General features: G+C 47.4%; 16 protein-coding genes. 14 read left to right on the plus strand and 2 right to left on the minus strand.

Annotated elements, in window-relative coordinates:
- Positions 1 to 34 precede the first annotated feature (34 nt).
- The 8 genes from dnaK to NSS66_RS15355 all read left to right on the plus strand — a co-directional run bounded on the left by dnaK (position 35) and on the right by NSS66_RS15355 (position 9260).
- On the plus strand, positions 35 to 1879 hold the full coding sequence (dnaK, locus tag NSS66_RS15320) for a molecular chaperone DnaK (RefSeq protein ID WP_068942392.1): 1845 nt from the start codon (positions 35 to 37) through the stop codon (positions 1877 to 1879).
- A gap of 247 nt (positions 1880 to 2126) precedes the next feature.
- Positions 2127 to 3257, plus strand: a complete 1131-nt coding sequence (gene dnaJ, locus NSS66_RS15325; protein ID WP_023989511.1) for a molecular chaperone DnaJ — start codon at positions 2127 to 2129, stop codon at positions 3255 to 3257.
- Positions 3258 to 3412: 155 nt separating this feature from the next.
- A complete protein-coding gene (dcuS, locus tag NSS66_RS15330) occupies positions 3413 to 5068 on the plus strand; it encodes a DcuS/MalK family sensor histidine kinase (RefSeq protein ID WP_340858312.1) in 1656 nt (551 codons plus the stop codon).
- On the plus strand, positions 5061 to 5768 hold the full coding sequence (gene dcuR, locus NSS66_RS15335) for a two-component system response regulator DcuR (protein WP_028540448.1): 708 nt from the start codon (positions 5061 to 5063) through the stop codon (positions 5766 to 5768). The genes dcuS and dcuR overlap by 8 nt, the downstream gene beginning before the upstream one ends.
- A gap of 121 nt (positions 5769 to 5889) precedes the next feature.
- The gene (locus NSS66_RS15340) at positions 5890 to 7236 is read left to right on the plus strand and encodes a 2-hydroxycarboxylate transporter family protein (protein WP_023989508.1); all 1347 of its coding nucleotides are present in this window, start codon (positions 5890 to 5892) and stop codon (positions 7234 to 7236) included.
- A 63-nt stretch (positions 7237 to 7299) separates the two neighbouring features.
- A complete protein-coding gene (locus NSS66_RS15345; RefSeq protein WP_025723348.1) occupies positions 7300 to 8496 on the plus strand; it encodes an NAD(P)-dependent malic enzyme in 1197 nt (398 codons plus the stop codon).
- Positions 8497 to 8675: 179 nt separating this feature from the next.
- Positions 8676 to 9050, plus strand: coding sequence for a hypothetical protein (locus NSS66_RS15350; protein ID WP_013311164.1), 375 nt, complete (start codon positions 8676 to 8678; stop codon positions 9048 to 9050).
- A gap of 24 nt (positions 9051 to 9074) precedes the next feature.
- Positions 9075 to 9260, plus strand: a complete 186-nt coding sequence (locus NSS66_RS15355) for a YfhD family protein (protein WP_023989507.1) — start codon at positions 9075 to 9077, stop codon at positions 9258 to 9260.
- An 85-nt stretch (positions 9261 to 9345) separates the two neighbouring features.
- Here NSS66_RS15355 and NSS66_RS15360 read toward each other — a convergent pair whose 3' ends face one another.
- Complete coding sequence (locus tag NSS66_RS15360) at positions 9346 to 9765, minus strand: hypothetical protein (protein WP_023989506.1); 420 nt, start codon at positions 9763 to 9765, stop codon at positions 9346 to 9348.
- Positions 9766 to 9960: 195 nt separating this feature from the next.
- On the opposite strand from NSS66_RS15360, the gene prmA reads away from it, so the two are divergent.
- From prmA to NSS66_RS15385, 5 genes are all read left to right on the plus strand, one after another.
- On the plus strand, positions 9961 to 10926 hold the full coding sequence (prmA, locus tag NSS66_RS15365; protein WP_023989505.1) for a 50S ribosomal protein L11 methyltransferase: 966 nt from the start codon (positions 9961 to 9963) through the stop codon (positions 10924 to 10926).
- Positions 10927 to 10928: 2 nt separating this feature from the next.
- Entirely contained in the window at positions 10929 to 11621 is a 693-nt protein-coding gene (locus tag NSS66_RS15370) for a site-2 protease family protein (RefSeq protein ID WP_023989504.1), read from the plus strand.
- A gap of 188 nt (positions 11622 to 11809) precedes the next feature.
- Positions 11810 to 12574, plus strand: a complete 765-nt coding sequence (locus NSS66_RS15375) for a 16S rRNA (uracil(1498)-N(3))-methyltransferase (protein WP_023989503.1) — start codon at positions 11810 to 11812, stop codon at positions 12572 to 12574.
- A gap of 1 nt (position 12575) precedes the next feature.
- Positions 12576 to 13919: a tRNA (N(6)-L-threonylcarbamoyladenosine(37)-C(2))-methylthiotransferase MtaB gene (mtaB, locus tag NSS66_RS15380; RefSeq protein WP_103049601.1), complete on the plus strand. Its 1344-nt coding sequence runs from the start codon at positions 12576 to 12578 to the stop codon at positions 13917 to 13919.
- Between the two features lie 104 nt (positions 13920 to 14023).
- On the plus strand, positions 14024 to 14458 hold the full coding sequence (locus NSS66_RS15385) for an NUDIX hydrolase (RefSeq protein ID WP_023989501.1): 435 nt from the start codon (positions 14024 to 14026) through the stop codon (positions 14456 to 14458).
- Here NSS66_RS15385 and NSS66_RS15390 read toward each other — a convergent pair.
- The gene (locus NSS66_RS15390) at positions 14448 to 15470 is read right to left on the minus strand and encodes a Na/Pi symporter (RefSeq protein ID WP_160789763.1); all 1023 of its coding nucleotides are present in this window, start codon (positions 15468 to 15470) and stop codon (positions 14448 to 14450) included. The genes NSS66_RS15385 and NSS66_RS15390 overlap by 11 nt on opposite strands.
- Positions 15471 to 15613: 143 nt before the next feature.
- On the opposite strand from NSS66_RS15390, the gene NSS66_RS15395 reads away from it, so the two are divergent.
- A complete protein-coding gene (locus NSS66_RS15395; RefSeq protein ID WP_028540449.1) occupies positions 15614 to 16993 on the plus strand; it encodes a class I SAM-dependent rRNA methyltransferase in 1380 nt (459 codons plus the stop codon).
- Positions 16994 to 17109: the final 116 nt, after the last annotated feature.

The following is a 17109-nucleotide window of genomic DNA, read 5'->3' on the forward strand; positions in this document are numbered from 1 at the left end:
CGGGCCTCGTATATACAGAAGGAGGAATTGTCCGATGAGCAAAGTAATCGGTATTGACTTAGGTACAACCAACTCTTGTGTGGCTGTTATGGAGGGCGGCGAAGCGGTCGTTATTCCAAATCCGGAAGGCGCACGCACAACCCCTTCCGTTGTTGGTTTCAAAAAAGATGGAGAACGTACTGTAGGGGAAACGGCAAAACGCCAAGCAATTACGAACCCGGATCGTACAATCATGTCCATCAAACGTCACATGGGTACAAACCATAAAGAAAGCATTGACGGCAAGGAATATTCCGCACAGGAAATTTCCGCTATGATTTTGCAAAAGCTGAAATCCGATGCTGAAGCTTACCTGGGACAAACGGTTACTCAAGCTGTTATTACTGTTCCAGCTTACTTCAATGACGGTCAACGTCAAGCAACCAAGGATGCAGGTAAAATTGCTGGTCTGGAAGTTCTGCGGATTGTCAACGAGCCAACAGCAGCTGCATTGGCATACGGTATGGAAAAATCCGAAGACCAAACGATCCTCGTGTATGACTTGGGTGGCGGTACATTTGACGTATCCATTCTGGAACTGGGCGACGGTTTCTTCGAAGTTAAAGCAACAAGCGGCGATAACAAGCTGGGTGGCGATGACTTTGACCAAGTGATTATTGATTACCTCGTAAATGAGTTCAAAAAAGATCAAGGCATCGACCTGAGCAAAGATAAAGCTGCTGTACAACGTCTGAAAGATGCAGCGGAAAAAGCGAAAAAAGAACTGTCCGGCGTACTGACAACGACGATTTCTTTGCCGTTTATCACAGTAGCTGATGGCGTTCCACAGCATTTGGAGTTGAACCTGACTCGTGCGAAATTTGAAGAATTGTCTGAAGGTCTGGTAGAACGTACATTGGGACCTACTCGTCAAGCAATGAAAGATGCAGGCATGAGTGCCAGCGACATCGACAAAATCGTTCTGGTCGGCGGTTCCACACGTATTCCGGCTGTACAAGAAGCAATCAAAAAGCTGACAGGTAAAGAGCCACACAAAGGCGTAAACCCTGATGAAGTGGTAGCTTTGGGCGCGGCAGTTCAAGCGGGTGTACTGACTGGTGATGTGAAAGACGTCGTTCTCCTTGACGTAACTCCACTGTCCCTCGGTATTGAAACCGCAGGTGGCGTGTTTACTAAAATGATTGATCGTAACACGACGATCCCTACGAGCAAATCGCAGGTATTCTCGACATATGCCGACAATCAGCCTAGCGTAGAAATTCACGTGTTGCAAGGTGAACGTGAAATGGCAGCAGGCAACAAAACACTGGGTCGTTTCCAATTGGGAGATATCCCTCCAGCACCACGTGGTGTACCACAAATCGAAGTTACCTTTGATCTGGATGCGAACGGTATCGTGAACGTATCCGCTACAGATAAAGGCACAGGCAAAAGCCAAAAAATTACGATCACATCTTCCAGCGGCTTGAGCGACGAGGAAGTAGAACGTATGATGAAGGATGCCGAGTTGCATGCGGAAGAAGATAAAAAACGCAAAGATTTGGTAGAAGCGAAAAATGCTGCGGATCAACTGATCTACTCTGTAGACAAAACGATTAAAGATCTGGGCGAAAAAGCGGATGCAGGCGAAGTCGAAAAAGCAAATGCAGCTAAAGAAAATCTGCAAAAAATGCTGGAAACCGACAACCTGGAAGACATCAAAAAAGCTACTGAAGAACTGACTGAAATCGTTCAGCAATTGTCTGTGAAGCTATATGAGCAAGCTGCTCAAGAAGCACAGGCTCAACAAGCTCAAGATGGCGCAGCAGACAGCAAAGGCCGCGACAATGTGGTTGACGCGGACTATGAAGTTGTTGACGAAGACCAGAAGAAAGACTAAGCTACGGATCGGGCAGTGGTAGCTTTACGGTACACCGATGCGTTATGATATACTGAATAGTAATTGCAGCGTAGCTGCCTTGATAAATAACAATTAGCCGAAGGGTAACAGTTATTTCCAAGATAAATAAGCATATTACGGGTTGTACTGCCTTGAAATGATGGGAAGGTCAAAGCCGGGTCATCCCGTGCCTTTGGCTTTCCTTTTATATGTAGTGCAGACACGTTGTAGGCATGGGGGTGGAACATTGGCTGATAAGCGTGATTATTATGAGGTGCTGGGCGTCGCGAAGGGCGCTTCGGATGAAGAAGTCAAAAAGGCTTACCGTAAGCTTGCGCGTCAGTATCATCCGGACGTGAACAAGGCTGCGGACGCGGAAACTAAATTTAAAGAAGTGAAAGAAGCTTACGATGTTCTCAGCGATGGTCAGAAGCGGGCAAGATACGATCAGTATGGTCATGTAGACCCGAACCAGGGCATGGGAGGCGGCTTCGGTGGTGGCGCCGACTTCGGTGGCGGGTTTGGCGATATTTTTGATATGTTCTTTGGTGGCGGCGGCAATGGTCGACGTGATCCGAATGCACCGCAGCGTGGGAACGATCTTCAATATACGATGACGATTGAATTCAAGGAAGCGGTGTTCGGTAAAGAAACCGACATTCATATTGAACGTACGGAAACATGTGATACGTGTCACGGTACGGGAGCCAAAGCGGGTACTCAACCACAAACCTGCTCCGTCTGCCACGGCAGCGGACAGGAAGAAGTGGTGCAGAATACACCGTTTGGTCGTATGGTTAATCGACGCGCCTGCTCCAATTGCGGCGGTTCCGGTAAAATCATTAAAGAAAAATGTACGACTTGTAGCGGTTCGGGTCGTGTACGCAAGCAACGTAAAATTCATATTCGTATTCCAGCGGGTGTGGATGACGGCGCGCAAATGCGTATTAACGGTGAAGGCGAAGGCGGTGTCAACGGAGGACCAGCAGGTGACTTGTACGTTGTGTTCCGTGTGAAATCGCACGACTTCTTTGAGCGTGAGGGAGACGATATCTACTGTGAAATTCCGCTGACGTTCTCACAGGCAGCATTGGGAGATGAAGTCGAGATCCCAACGTTGACCGAGAAAGTGAAGCTGAAAGTTCCAGCAGGTACGCAAACAGGTACTTACTTCCGTCTTAAAGGAAAAGGTGTGCCAAAACTGCGTGGCGTAGGTCAGGGTGACCAGCATATTAAGGTCGTTGTGGTAACGCCTAGTAAGCTGAGTGAGGAACAAAAGGATTTGCTGCGTCAATTCTCTTCGCTTAGCGGAGAGCAGACACATGAGAATGAGCAGTCTTTTTTTGACCGTGTGAAGCGCGCCTTCCGAGGCGACTAAGCCCAATTAGGAATCGCGGAGCTTCAACCATGAATCAAAGGAAACTATTCCGCAATTGCGGGATAGTTCCTTTTTTTATATTCACGTAAACACATACATAACCATTTTTGTATAGGCATGTTGAACTGTTGAGACTTAATATCAAGTAGAAAGGGGTGAGTTTCATCGGAAATGTACAGCTCAAGCTACGTCGGGGTAAACCGCTATTAAAGCTCAGAGGCCTAATTACACTGCTAGTATGTCTAGTTATGGCACTTGTGCTTCTGCCTGTAACCCTGTTATTTGCTGAGAGAGTGGAACATGAAACTGAGAAGGGACTGGAAGAAAAGGCAATGTCCATCGCGCGTACACTCGCCCATACGCCGCTTATTGTCGAGCAATTGCAAGGGACGGGTTCGTCTCCTTCTATGCAGGAGTATGTGAAGAGGGTTTCAGCAGCAAATCACATCCAGTTTATCGTGGCTATGGATATGAAGGGAATTCGTAAAACGCACCCGGATGCTAGGATGATCGGCAAAGCCTTTGTCGGCGGAGACGAGTATACTGCACTTCATGGCCATGAGAGCGTGTCCGTTGCGAAGGGAACATTGGGCTTGTCCATGCGAGCCTTTTCCCCCGTGTTCAGTTTAACGGGGAAACAGGTAGGGGCGATTGTTGTTGGTATATCCATGCAAGATGTACAGATGGCTCAGGAAGGCAACAACCGTCTTATTGCTATCGCCATTGGCACTGGAATGTTGATTGGCACTGGAGGTGCGGTTGTGCTGGCTCGTAAAATCAAAAATATGCTAGTCGGTCTGGAGCCGCCGGAAATCGCACGCTTGCTGGAGGAACGCAGCGCCATGTTGCAATCCATCAAGGAAGGGGTTATTGCGGTAGATGAATTCGGTCGCGTCATGCTGATGAATGCAGAAGCGATACGTCTGCTTAGGCAAGCGGGGATTGAAGATTTCTCATTCTCCGGACAGGAGATTACCGTTTATTTATCCGCTTTTCGATTGCAAGAGGTCTTGGAAGCGAGTACTCCACAGATGGATGAGGAAATGGAGCTGGGTGGAATAACCTTGCTGACCACCAGTGTTCCGATACGGGTCAAAGGGGAAATTGTGGGAGCAATTGTAACCTTTCGGGATAAAACGGAGATGAACCAGCTTGCGGAACGTTTGACAGGAGTGTCCCTGTACACGGAAGCACTACGTGCGCAGGCTCATGAATTTATGAACAAGCTGCATGTCATTATGGGGATGGTACACTTGCGAATGTACGATAAACTGGAGCATTACATTATGGATGCCGTCGAGCATCATCAAGTGGAGATTGGCTCCATCACCCGGCAGATCAGGGACCCAGTTATGGCAGGGTTTGTGTTGGGGAAATTAAGCCGGGCCAGAGAAGTAGGGGTGAATTTTGAACTGACTCCAGGTAGTTACTTGCCCGAATCCAGTCAAACTCAAACGACGCATGAACTGATTACTATTCTTGGCAATCTGTTTGATAATGCGGTGGAGGCGATGGAATCTTTGGAGCACAAACGGATTACCCTTTCACTTTATTATGAGGAAAGCCAGAAGAACGGCTATCTGACCTGTATCATGTGCGATAATGGTCCGGGTATACCGGAAGGGCTTGTGAAGGCTATATTTGAAAAAGGTTTTTCGACCAAGGGAGAGTCACGAGGGATGGGTCTTTATCTGGTGACGCAAAGTGTGAAAAGATTACAGGGAAGCATAAAGTTGATCCCAGCCGAGCAAGGGTGCTGTTTTCAGATTACGATTCCATACATTATAGCGGGGAATGATGAACATGATTAATGTCCTGATTGTAGAAGATGATCCGATGGTTGCGGAATTTAACCGCAAATATATGGAGCAGGTAGAAGGTTTTCGATGTGGGGGTTGGGCTTCTTCTGTGGAAGAGGCTAAGAAATATATAGCTGAACAAGCCATTGATTTGATATTGCTAGATGTGTATATGCAGGAAAGCAATGGCCTCGATTTACTGTCATTCATACGGGAGACAGGTGTAAATATAGATGTCATTGTCATCTCGGCTGCAAGTGACATGAACAGTGTCAAAAAAGCGATGAACTTCGGTGCGGTGGATTACTTGATTAAGCCGTTCCACTTTAACCGTTTTTTGGAGGCCCTCACGGGGTACCGAGAGCACATTAGCATCGTGCGTGAGCGCAGCCTACTTTCGCAGGAAGAACTGGACCGACTGATTTATCATAAAAGCTTGACTAAAGAATTGGCACGTTTGCCCAAAGGCATAACTAAATCCACGCTGGCTATGATATGGAATTGTATCCAGCAGCATAATAAGGTGCTATTTTCCACCGAGGATATTGCGGAAAGTGCAGGAATATCCAGGGTGTCTATGCGCAAGTACCTGGCTTTTATGACAGAGATTGAGGCTCTTTCCATGGAAACCATATACGGTACCATAGGGCGTCCTGTTTACCAATACCGAATATTGCCACAGGCAGAAGGCATCATGAATAGTTTTATTTAAATCTTCTTTCTGATTACTTTAATTACAAAAGTGAATGATTAGTTTTAAAACCAAATAAAGCGTTTTCCAAGGTGTAGAATGGAAACATGATCATCATTCTTCACTTTATGGAGGGAGATTTATGGAAAATGCTACGAATCAGCCTGTCATTCAAAAGGGGCAAAGATGGAGTAAAAATTTTGTAGATGGCATCAGAATGCTGGGTAGGGTAAAGGTGGGGGTTATTCCTCTTCCACTCTATGCCGTGATCGCGCTAATTGTTTATGCAGCTGCAATTACTGAAAGACTTCCGAACGATCTGTTGGGCGGGTTTGCCGTCATCATGATTTTAGGTATACTTCTCAGTGATTTAGGGGCCAAACTTCCGTTGCTTAAGCATATTGGCGGGCCGGCCATTTTATCTCTTATGGTTCCATCGTTAATGGTATTTTGGAATATGTTCAGTCCATCTGCGATGGGTGCTGTACACACGCTTATGAAAACCTCGAATTTTCTTTACTTCTACATCGCATGTCTAGTAACGGGAAGTATTCTTGGCATGGATCGGAAAATGCTGATGAACGGAATTGTCAAAATTTTTGCCCCCATTATTATAGGATCTATTGCAGCTGTTGCCGTGGGGATGGTGGTGGGGATGGCTTTTGGCTATAGCGCCTATCATACATTTTTTTTCATCATCATTCCGATTATCTCCGGTGGGATTGGGGAAGGCATTTTACCGTTGTCCATTTCGTATGGATTGGTGCTGGGCAAGGATTCCGCAGTATTCGTATCCCAGTTTATCCCGGCTGCAATTATCGGGAACATTGTTGCAATCATAGGTGCGGGTGTTCTGAAGAGATTAGCAGAGAAAAATCCGAAAACTTCAGGTAACGGGAGGTTATTAAAACTGGAGAAAGATGCAGACAAGTTAGCTCCGGCAAGTTTGGAGCAATCGATTTCTTTTCCATTGATGGGAGGAGGCCTGCTGTTAGCTTGCACTTTCTTTATTGTGGGTAAGTTGCTGGAGCCGTATCTCCATATTCCAGGCCCGATCCTCATGATTCTGGCGGCGGCATTAATTAAGTGTATTCAGATCATGCCGAACACATTGGAGCAGGGAGCTTTTCACTTGTACAAATGTATAACGGCAAGTCTGACGTGGCCCTTGATGGTGGGATTGGGTATTTTGTATGTACCTTTGGATAGTGTAGTTGGGATTTTAACGGTTCCTTATGCCATCACCTGCGCATCTGTTGTAGTTGCATTGATTGTTACCGGATACTTCACAGGAAAATGGATTCACATGTATCCCGTAGAAGCTGCTTTGGTGACTAGCTGTCGCGGTGGATTAGGGGGCACGGGAGATGTAGCCATTCTGTCTGCGTCCAATCGGATGGAACTGATGCCTTTTGCGCAAATTGCAACACGTATTGGAGGGGCAGGCACGGTCATTTTAGCAACTTTGTTACTCCAATTATGGAGCTGATGAGTTTTATACACAGGACTGAGATTCATATCCAAATAGAGACATGGAAGGACGGAGAAAAATATGAGCAGTTTAATAGATGAAATTAGAGAATTACACGCAGGTGGCAAAATGGAGACCTTACCAAAGAAGCCAATTGAAACGATGGAGGGGCTGTCCAAAGTTTATACGCCGGGTGTAGCTGAAATCTGTATGGAAATCGCCAATGACCCAGCCAAAGCGTATCAATTAACGATCAAAAAGAATACAGTAGCAGTCGTATCAGACGGAACTGCGGTACTTGGATTAGGAGATATCGGACCGGAGGCCGCTATGCCTGTGATGGAGGGTAAAGCAGTCTTGTTCAAACAATTTGCAGGTGTTGACGCCTTCCCAATCTGTCTCAACACGAAGGACGCTGATGAAATTGTTCAAATTGTCAAAATGATTGCTCCTGCCTTTGGCGGCATTAATTTGGAAGATATATCTTCGCCACGCTGTTTTGAAATCGAGAGACGGTTGAAGCAGGAACTGGACATTCCAGTATTTCATGATGATCAGCATGGTACGGCAGTCGTTGTATTAGCGGGTCTGGTCAATGCATTAAAGGTATGTGGCAAAAAAATGGAGGATGTCAAAGTTGTATTTGCAGGGATCGGTGCGGCGGGTATGGCCTGCTCCCGTATGCTGCTTAAGGCAGGTGTGCGCAATCTGATTGGCGTTGATCGACAGGGAGCTATTCATCGTGACGTGGAGTACAGTAACCCGCATTGGACAGAGTATGCGAACATGACTAATCCGCACAATTTAAGTGGAAGTTTATCCGATGTGATTGTGGGAGCTGATGTATTCATCGGTGTGTCAGGCCCGAATATACTGACTGTGGAGGATATACAGAGCATGGCAACTGATCCTATCGTGTTCGCCATGGCGAATCCGAAGCCGGAAATTGATCCGGCTGTAGCCGCACCTCATGTACGTGTGCTTGCTACTGGCCGCTCCGATTTTCCAAATCAAATTAACAATGTGCTATGCTTCCCGGGAATTTTCCGGGGTGCTCTAGATTGCCATGCTACGACGATTAATGAGGAAATGAAACTAGCTGCCGGACTTGCCATCGCTGATGCGATCTGTCCTGAGGAGCTAAGTGAAACTTATATCATACCGAATGTTTTTAATCCGAAGGTGGTTCAAAAGGTACGGGATGCTGTCATTCGTGCTGCATGGGAGACAGGAGTGGCCAAGTCAGGTGAAGCTCCGGCTGCTACTTTACACCCGTAAAAGTTATATTCTTCACAAACTATGGTTCACAGTCTTGGCCTGCTGTTCTCGATACCGCCTGATCCGTCTAGCCTTCGTAGGGAATATAAAATCGTGCCAATGAGCAGGATATAACAAAGCGTAACGCTCTATGCTCTTGAAGAGCAGTTGCGCTCAATACTACACAGGGAGATTTTGAGATGGGCGAAAAAAATATTTTGGCGTATTTCAAAAGTCCTGAGGAAGCACAGGGAGCCGCTAGAAAACTGGAAGCTCTCCGGGTAGCCGATGTGTCGATAGACCGATTTAGCCGGTATCCGCGGCAGTCTACTGGCAACGCCGGATTGCCTGTATTTTCAGGACAGATTAGCAGCTTGTCCTCACTGACACAGGGCGTGGACTTTACAGATGCAACTCCAGCAATACTGGCTGCAGCTGATCCGTCCGCCAGTGGCATGAGTGATGGAGGACAGGGCGGACCGACGGGCCGTGATATTTTGTTGACTGCTGTGGTGGATGAATCCATTCATCATCAGGCGATGTCCATCGTGGAACAAGCGGGTGGAATGCTGTGAAAAGTTTGGAAGGAGTAGTGACCGATGTCCAAAAACAAACGGTTTGATAAAGTGCTGACCAAAACGGAGAAAATCAAACGCATGCAATCTGCTAAAAATGAAGATGTAGAGTTCTCGGCAGATCAGGCAGATGCTGAGGATCTAGAAGCGATCCGGCGTAGCGAAGTAGCTGACCGTCGTCAGCAGCGTATCATAATCGACAATGAGTAGAATTTAATAAGACGGGTTATCTCCATTAATAAGGATAATTTGTGGGATAGCCCGTCTTATTTGTGTTCTTTCCTTTTTCTATTCATTATCCGCTGTATGCTGTTGCACTAAAAACAAGAGGACCGGCGACGAAAGCAGTAGTCGCAGGCGTTTGATTTTCAATAATCAGTTGGTAGTTTTGTACGCCCAGAGGCGCAACGTCTACCGTTTCGACATTAAGAATAATATTGTTATCGAAGACATTGGATTCCAGTCCGTAATAAATTTCCTTGCCGGCTCTCCAAATCCGTACAAGCACTCTAATGTTGCCGGCACCGACAAAACGTAGTCCAATCGAGGCTTTTAACTCTACTCGGTTGTTGACAGCTCCAGAAATAGCAGGATCAATAAATACAGACGTCGTAGCAATTCCAAGTCCGGCTGGAGAAATCGGAACAGGAAGATTTATACCATTAGTGATAGGTGTAATAACACTGGCATTATAATCTAACACCGTCTTTGCCATACTAAATCACTCCTTTTCTAGTATATTGTATTGTATGTACTAGAGTTAAGGGTGCTTGGACTAAAAGAGTGGACAACATATACAAGCTCTACAAAAAATATTTTGAACTTCGATAATATTAGCTTTTTTGAACTCCTGTGCATGTATATAGTACAATGTAATGTATGCATGTGAAATGAGGAGGAAATGAAAACCATGTTGTGGAATGAAATTACAATACATACAACCGAAGAAGCCATCGAAATGATTTCGAATTTTCTGCACGAAGCAGGTGCAGGAGGGGTTTCCATTGAAGAATCCGGTTCGCTCAACAAGCCGCGGGATACGTCCTATGGACAGTGGTATGATCGGCCTTTGAACGATATACCTGAAGGACAAGCGATCATCAAAGGCTATTTTGCCGAAGAAGTGGATATGGATCGTATTCGTTCGCAGATTGAGCCGCGCGTCGAAGAATTGAGAACTTTCGATATTGATCCTGGTGAGGTTCAGTATGAGCTGAAAACAGTTGATGAGGATGACTGGGCAAATGCTTGGAAGCAATATTTCAAGCCTTTGCGTGTGTCGGACCGTCTGACGATTAAACCCACTTGGGAAGACTATGAGCCTGCGAGTGAAGAGGAAAAAATCATTGAGTTGGACCCTGGTATGGCCTTTGGGACCGGAACGCATCCTACGACATCCCTTTGTCTGAGAACGCTGGAGTCTGTGATTAAGGGTGGAGAAGAAGTTATTGATGTCGGCACGGGTTCCGGTATTTTGGCCATTGGAGCTGTAAAGCTGGGAGCGAAGCATGTACTTGCCTTGGATTTGGACCCGGTGGCAGTATCCAGTGCGCGGGAAAATACGCGTTTGAACGGACTGGAGGAACGCATCACCATTAAAGAAAGTGATTTGCTATCTGTGCTTAATGCAAGCGATCCAACGCTGGGTATCCAGTTACCGGTCAAGCTAGTGGTAGCTAATATATTGGCAGAGATTATTCTGCTGTTCATTGATGATGTATATAAAGCCCTGGAACCAGGTGGTATTTATATTGCTTCAGGGATTTGGAAGAACAAAGAAGAGGTTGTCGAAACTGCTTTGAAAGCAGCTGGCTTTGAGATTGCCGAAATAAGCCGGGATGAAGATTGGCTGGCGTTTGTGGCGAGAAAGAGGTAAGTATGGATTTTCTACAAAATATTTTTCGTGTAAATTTAAATGTTCTTCCCTTTTATTTACTGGCTGTGATCATATCGTTCACGGTTCATGAGTTTGCACATGCGTATTATGCCAATAAATTTGGTGACCCTACGGCCAAGCTACTTGGGCGCGTGACTTTAAATCCGGCAGTGCATATTGACCTGCTGGGTACGCTGCTGCTGTTGATCGGAGGCTTTGGCTGGGCCAAGCCAGTTCCGGTTAATCGTGACAATTTTAGCCGTCCGCGCCTCATGGGCATTATCGTATCGGCTGCGGGTCCGCTCAGCAATCTGTTGCTTGCATTTGTTACTACTTTGATCTATGCCGTGCTCCTTCATTTTCAAGTATTGCCGGGGATGGAGAACCAACGGGTGGCTCAAGCAATCTATTTGTTTATCAATGCTCTGATCAATTTAAATCTATTTTTGTTTATCTTTAATTTGATCCCACTGCCTCCACTGGATGGATACCGGATTGTGGAAGATGTGGCCCCCACTCCTGTACGCCGTAAACTTCAGCAATTTGAACAGTGGTCGATCTTTATTTTTCTGCTTATCCTGGTCATTCCGCAGGTTCGAGCTGTAACGATTGAACCTCTTTACACGCTGGCCCAGATGATTTATATACAGTTTTTGCAGTTCTCTTTTTATATCACTGGATTGTTTGGAGCCTAAGGGCTCCTTTTTTTACGAGAATAGGTAGGTATAACCTGAATGGAAGAGGGAACAGACTGGTCATACAGGCGCAAAAGATGATATGATGTTGCTTGGTGATTTATTCGGATTTTGTACGGAACGTTAGTGGATAACAGTTATTTTTAGAATGAGGATTTTGCAAAATCCAGGAATAGGTGTGAGAGAGAATGCAGCGTTATTTTATTCCGGCAGAGCAATTTCTAGAAGATCACGTGATTGTTGCGGGTGAGGACGCGCGACATATCGCTAAAGTCATGCGGGGCCGTAGTGGTGACAAAATTATAGTTAGTGACGGGATATCTAGGGAAGCGCTGGCTGCATTGGATACGATTGAGCAGGATCATGTTACGGCGACGATTATTGAGCCGCTGAAGATGACCTCTGAACCGCATGTGCAGGTCACTATCGCTCAGAGTCTTCCTAAAGGAGACAAGATGGAGACGGTGATGCAAAAATGTACAGAAATCGGAGCAACCGGGTTTGTACCGTTTTTGTCCGAGCGTACGGTCGTGCAGTATGATGCCAAAAAAGAAGGCAAGCGACTGGAGCGTTGGCGCAAGATTGTGAAGGAAGCGGCTGAACAAAGCCACCGTAACCGGATTCCAGAAATTAGCGCGCCCATGACGTGGAAAGAACTTCTGGCTTCTTTTGCTGGGTATGATTTGATATGTTATTGTTATGAAAAAGAGCAGGGTAAACAGCTACGGGATGTAATCCAGCCTTTGGCAGGACAATGGGCGTCGACGGACATGCCGCGTGTTCTGCTGGTGGTAGGCCCGGAAGGCGGCTTTACTGAAGCGGAAAGCCTGGAGGCCGAGCAGGCCGGGGCACAGTCTACAGGACTGGGAAGACGTATTTTGCGTGCGGAGACCGCAGGAATGGCTGCATTGGCATGCATTTTATATGAGACAGGAGAAATGGGAGGGGTTTAATATGCCGTCAGTGGCATTTTACACATTGGGCTGTAAGGTAAACTTTTATGATACAGAAGCGATCTGGCAGCTGTTTAAAAATGAAGGTTATGAACAGGTGGACTTTGATGAGCAGACTGCTGATGTCTATCTTATCAATACATGTACCGTTACGAATACCGGTGATAAAAAGAGTCGTCAGATCATTCGCCGCGCGATTCGCCGGAATCCAGATGCCATTGTGGCAGTGACGGGCTGTTACGCCCAAACTTCTCCTGCCGAAATTATGGATATTCCTGGCGTTGATCTCGTTATCGGGACTCAGGATCGAGACAAAATCATTCCGTTCGTGCAGGAAATTCAAGGGACGCGTCAACCGGTGAACGCCGTGCGCAATATTATGAAAACGCGTGTATTTGAGGAAATGGATGTGCCTGATTTTGCTAATCATACTCGGGCCTTTTTGAAAATTCAGGATGGGTGCAATAACTTCTGTACCTTCTGCATCATTCCGTGGTCGCGGGGTCTATCCCGTAGTCGTGATGCTGCGAGTATTATTGCACAGGCGCGTCAACTGGTGCACGCAGGCTACAAGGAAATTGTACTCACAGGTATCCACACTGGCGGTTATGGTGACGACATGGATAATTACGACCTATCTGATCTGCTGTGGGATCTGGAGAAGGTGGAAGGGCTAGAGCGTATCCGTATCAGTTCGATTGAAGCCAGCCAGATTGATGAAAAAATGCTTGATGTACTGAATCGTTCCACCAAGCTGGTTCGTCATTTTCACATACCGCTTCAGGCGGGGGACGACACCGTGTTGAAACGGATGCGTCGCAAGTACACCACAGAAGAGTTTTATAACAAAATGCTTATGATTCGCAAAGCAATGCCGGATGTAGCGATTACAACGGATGTGATTGTCGGCTTCCCTGGGGAGACGGATGAAATGTTCCGCAATGGCTATGAGCTGATGAAAAAAATCGGTTTTTCGGAAATGCACGTGTTCCCATACTCCAAGCGCAGTGGAACTCCTGCGGCGCGTATGGAGGATCAGGTGGACGAAGACGTGAAAAATGCACGAGTGCATGAGCTGATACAACTGTCAGAGCAAATGCAATTGGCGTATGCTGAGAAGTTTGTAGGTCAGGTGCTGGAGGTCATTCCGGAAGTTGCACCGAAAGGGACCGAAGATAGCGGCATACTCCATGGATATAGTGACAATTATATTCAACTGGCGTTTGAAGGTACTGAGGATCTGGTTGGCAAGGTATGCCGCGTGAAGCTGACGAAGGCGGGCATTAATGAAAGTGAAGGCCAATTGGTTCGCGTACTAGAGAATGGGCTGCAAACAGCTCTGTAAGAACAAAAAAAGCCTGAACAGGCAATAGAGATGGCAAACAAGGATTTCGCCTTTCCTTACAGAGAGGACGGAATCCTTGTTGCGCAAGGAAGGGAGATTACAGGATGGCAGCAAAAAAGGAAATTTCCGCAGGCGGCGTTGTGTTTCGCAAACAGGGGGAGCAACTTGAAATTCAGCTCATTACTGACCGATATGGCAAGGTATCCTTGGCTAAAGGGAAGATGGAGTTGGGAGAAACAATCGAACAGACGGCTTTACGTGAAATTCGCGAGGAAACAGGGTTGAACGGGCGGATTATCCAGCATGTAGATATGATTGCTTATACGTATCATCATCCAGAATTTGGGGAAGTAGATAAAGAAGTACACTATTATCTCGTAGAGGCACTGGATGGGGATTTACAGGCACAGATCGAAGAAATTAAAGGAGTTGCGTGGCATACGCCTGAGGAAGCATGGCGTCTCCAGCGCCAGGGTGGATATGACAATAATGATGTCATCTTAAGCAAGGCGCTGTCCATGCTAGGAATTAACGTTTGATTCTGTCGGGAGATATACGATCCTCTAAACGCGTCCACACAGGTAGATAGCAGAGAGGCAAGACCAGCAGAGAGCTAATAACGTTAAACAGAGTTTGGGCATGGGCTACTTTGGCTCCGGGCTCGGTAGATATCCAGGCAGCGGCCATCTCCAGACCAGGGATCAACGGCATAAAGAGCAAGGCTCCGCCTACGTTCAGCAGCACGTGGGACCAGGCTACAAATTTGCCGGACACGCTGCCGCCAACAGCGGCAATGAGGGCGGTTACGCAGGTGCCTACATTGGAGCCGATGACGATGGCGATCCCCACATCGGCTGGCAAGGCTCCCGCAGCGGCAAGGCTAATCGCCATGCCAATGACGGCTGCGCTACTGTGAACCAGCGCGGTCAGACAGGCTCCAGCAGCGAAGGCCCACCACATGTTGGCCGCAGCGTGATCAAGAAACCAGCGGAATAGTCCGGCCTGCTCAATCCAGGGGCCGACTGTTTGCATTACGCGGATACCTGCCAGAATCAGCGAAAATCCAGCAAAGACGAGGCTGATATATTGTACAGCCTGCGGACGGCTAAGCCCATTGGAGCCGGGTGAAGCTCCAGCGGACGCATACTGGCGACTGGGGACAGCTTCACCCCACAGGACGGCAGTGCTCCAGCATAGCAGTGAGCCGCAGAGCAGCGGAACAGCCAGCATGCCAAGCTGGAGCCCCATCAGCTCAGTGGTCAGGCAGGTGCCGATATTGGTGCCGAGAATGATGCCGAGCGTGCGGCCGTAGGTCAACAGCCCGGCGTTGACCAGTCCGATCGTCAGCACCGTTACGGCGGTGCTGCTTTGCAGCAGGGCCGTAATGCCTGAGCTGAACAGCATGCCCCGCCAAGGTGAAACTGTGGCGCGGTTCAGCCAGCGGGTGAGGAAGGGACCGGCCAAATGCCGGAGGGCTGCTTCCATCAGCTTCATCCCGCCCAAAAAAATAAACAGCCCGCCGCACAGTGGGAGTATAACATGTATAAACACGGGCATAGCCCCCTTTTCTAGGTGAAAATACTTATGTAACAGCCTATGATCTGTCGGGGACAGCCATGACAAGCATGGCTGAGCTCTTTTTTACGGAACGATATTAAGGACTTTGAGTAATCCAAGAATGGGAGTGAAGGATTTTGCCTTCAGTAATATTAGAACGCAGCCGTAAAAAAAGGCTGGAGCACGCACACCCTTGGGTGTTTAAAAACGAAATAGCCAAGATCGAAGGGGACCCAGAGGCAGGCGATTTGGTCAGTATCGTTAACCATCAGGGGCGTTATTTGGCGACAGGTTACTATAATCCAGCTTCACAAATTACAGTGCGTGTGATGTCCTACGAGCCGCTGGAAGCAATGGATCAAAACTTTTTTGCCCAACGCTTTCGCAAATGTCTGGAGCACCGCGAACGTTTTGTGACCGGGGGAAACGCTTATCGGTTGGTGTACGGCGAGGCTGATTTTTTGCCTGGACTGATTGTAGATCGATTTGGTGATGTGTTAGTCGTGCAGTTGTTAACGCTTGGCATGGATCGGCGCAGGGAAGAAATCAGGGATGCGCTCGTTGAAGTAGTGGGTCCTGTTGGTATATATGAGCGAAGTGATGTATCCATCCGTGAGCTGGAAGGATTGGAACAAACGAAGGGTCCTTTGTACGGTGATTGTCCGCGTCATGTGGTAGTGACGGAAAATGGCCTGCAAATCAAGGTTGATATTGTAGAGGGCCAGAAGACGGGTTATTTCTTTGACCAGCGTGAAAATCGTGCGGCCATAGCACCGTTGATGACAGGTTGGGGAGCACGTAGTGGAATTACGCTACAAGAAGTAGCTGCAGACTCAGGGGATGCGGGCACAACGGTCATGAAGCCAGTGAATAAAAGTGGTAAGGTTGTTGAATTCCCATTCTGGGATGGCGCAACCGTATTGGAATGTTTTTCGCACACGGGAAGCTTTACGCTCAATGCATGTAAACATGGTGCTAAAAAAGTAACTTGTCTTGATATTTCTGAGCATGCGATTGAAAGTGCGCGGGATAATGTCAAGCTGAACGGTTTTGAGGAACGCGTCGAGTTTGTCGTCGACGATGCTTTTCAATATTTGCGCAATCAAGTGAAAGGTGTAGAGGAACGCAATGCACGAGCCGGGGGCAAAGGAGATACATCCAAGCCGCTGACAGCAGGTGGCGGACGCACCTTTGACGTGGTCATTCTTGATCCGCCAGCCTTTGCCAAAACGAAGAACGCTGTCAAAGGAGCTACACGTGGATATAAAGATATCAACCTGCACGGGATGAAGCTGGTCAATGAGGGCGGCTATCTGGTGACTGCGAGCTGCTCGTTCCATATGCGGCCAGAGTTGTTTTTAGATACCATTAAGGAAGCGGCGGCAGATGCCGGCAAAATCCTTCGTCTGGTAGACTGGAGAGCGGCTGGTAAAGACCATCCTCAAATTTTGGGTGTGGAGGAAGGCCATTACTTGAAATTCGCCATCTTTGAGGTGCGCAGCCGGACACAGCTGTAGGTTTCATACAAGGTCAAAGTCAATCGCCTTTTTGGTGATTAAATAGGTAAAATAGACTCGTTTAGATATAAATCAGTCCTGTAGAGAAGGCATGCACCAAGCCAATCTGCGGGACT

Source organism: Paenibacillus sp. FSL R10-2748 (genome assembly GCF_038005565.1).
Lineage (GTDB): Bacteria > Bacillota > Bacilli > Paenibacillales > Paenibacillaceae > Paenibacillus > Paenibacillus polymyxa_B.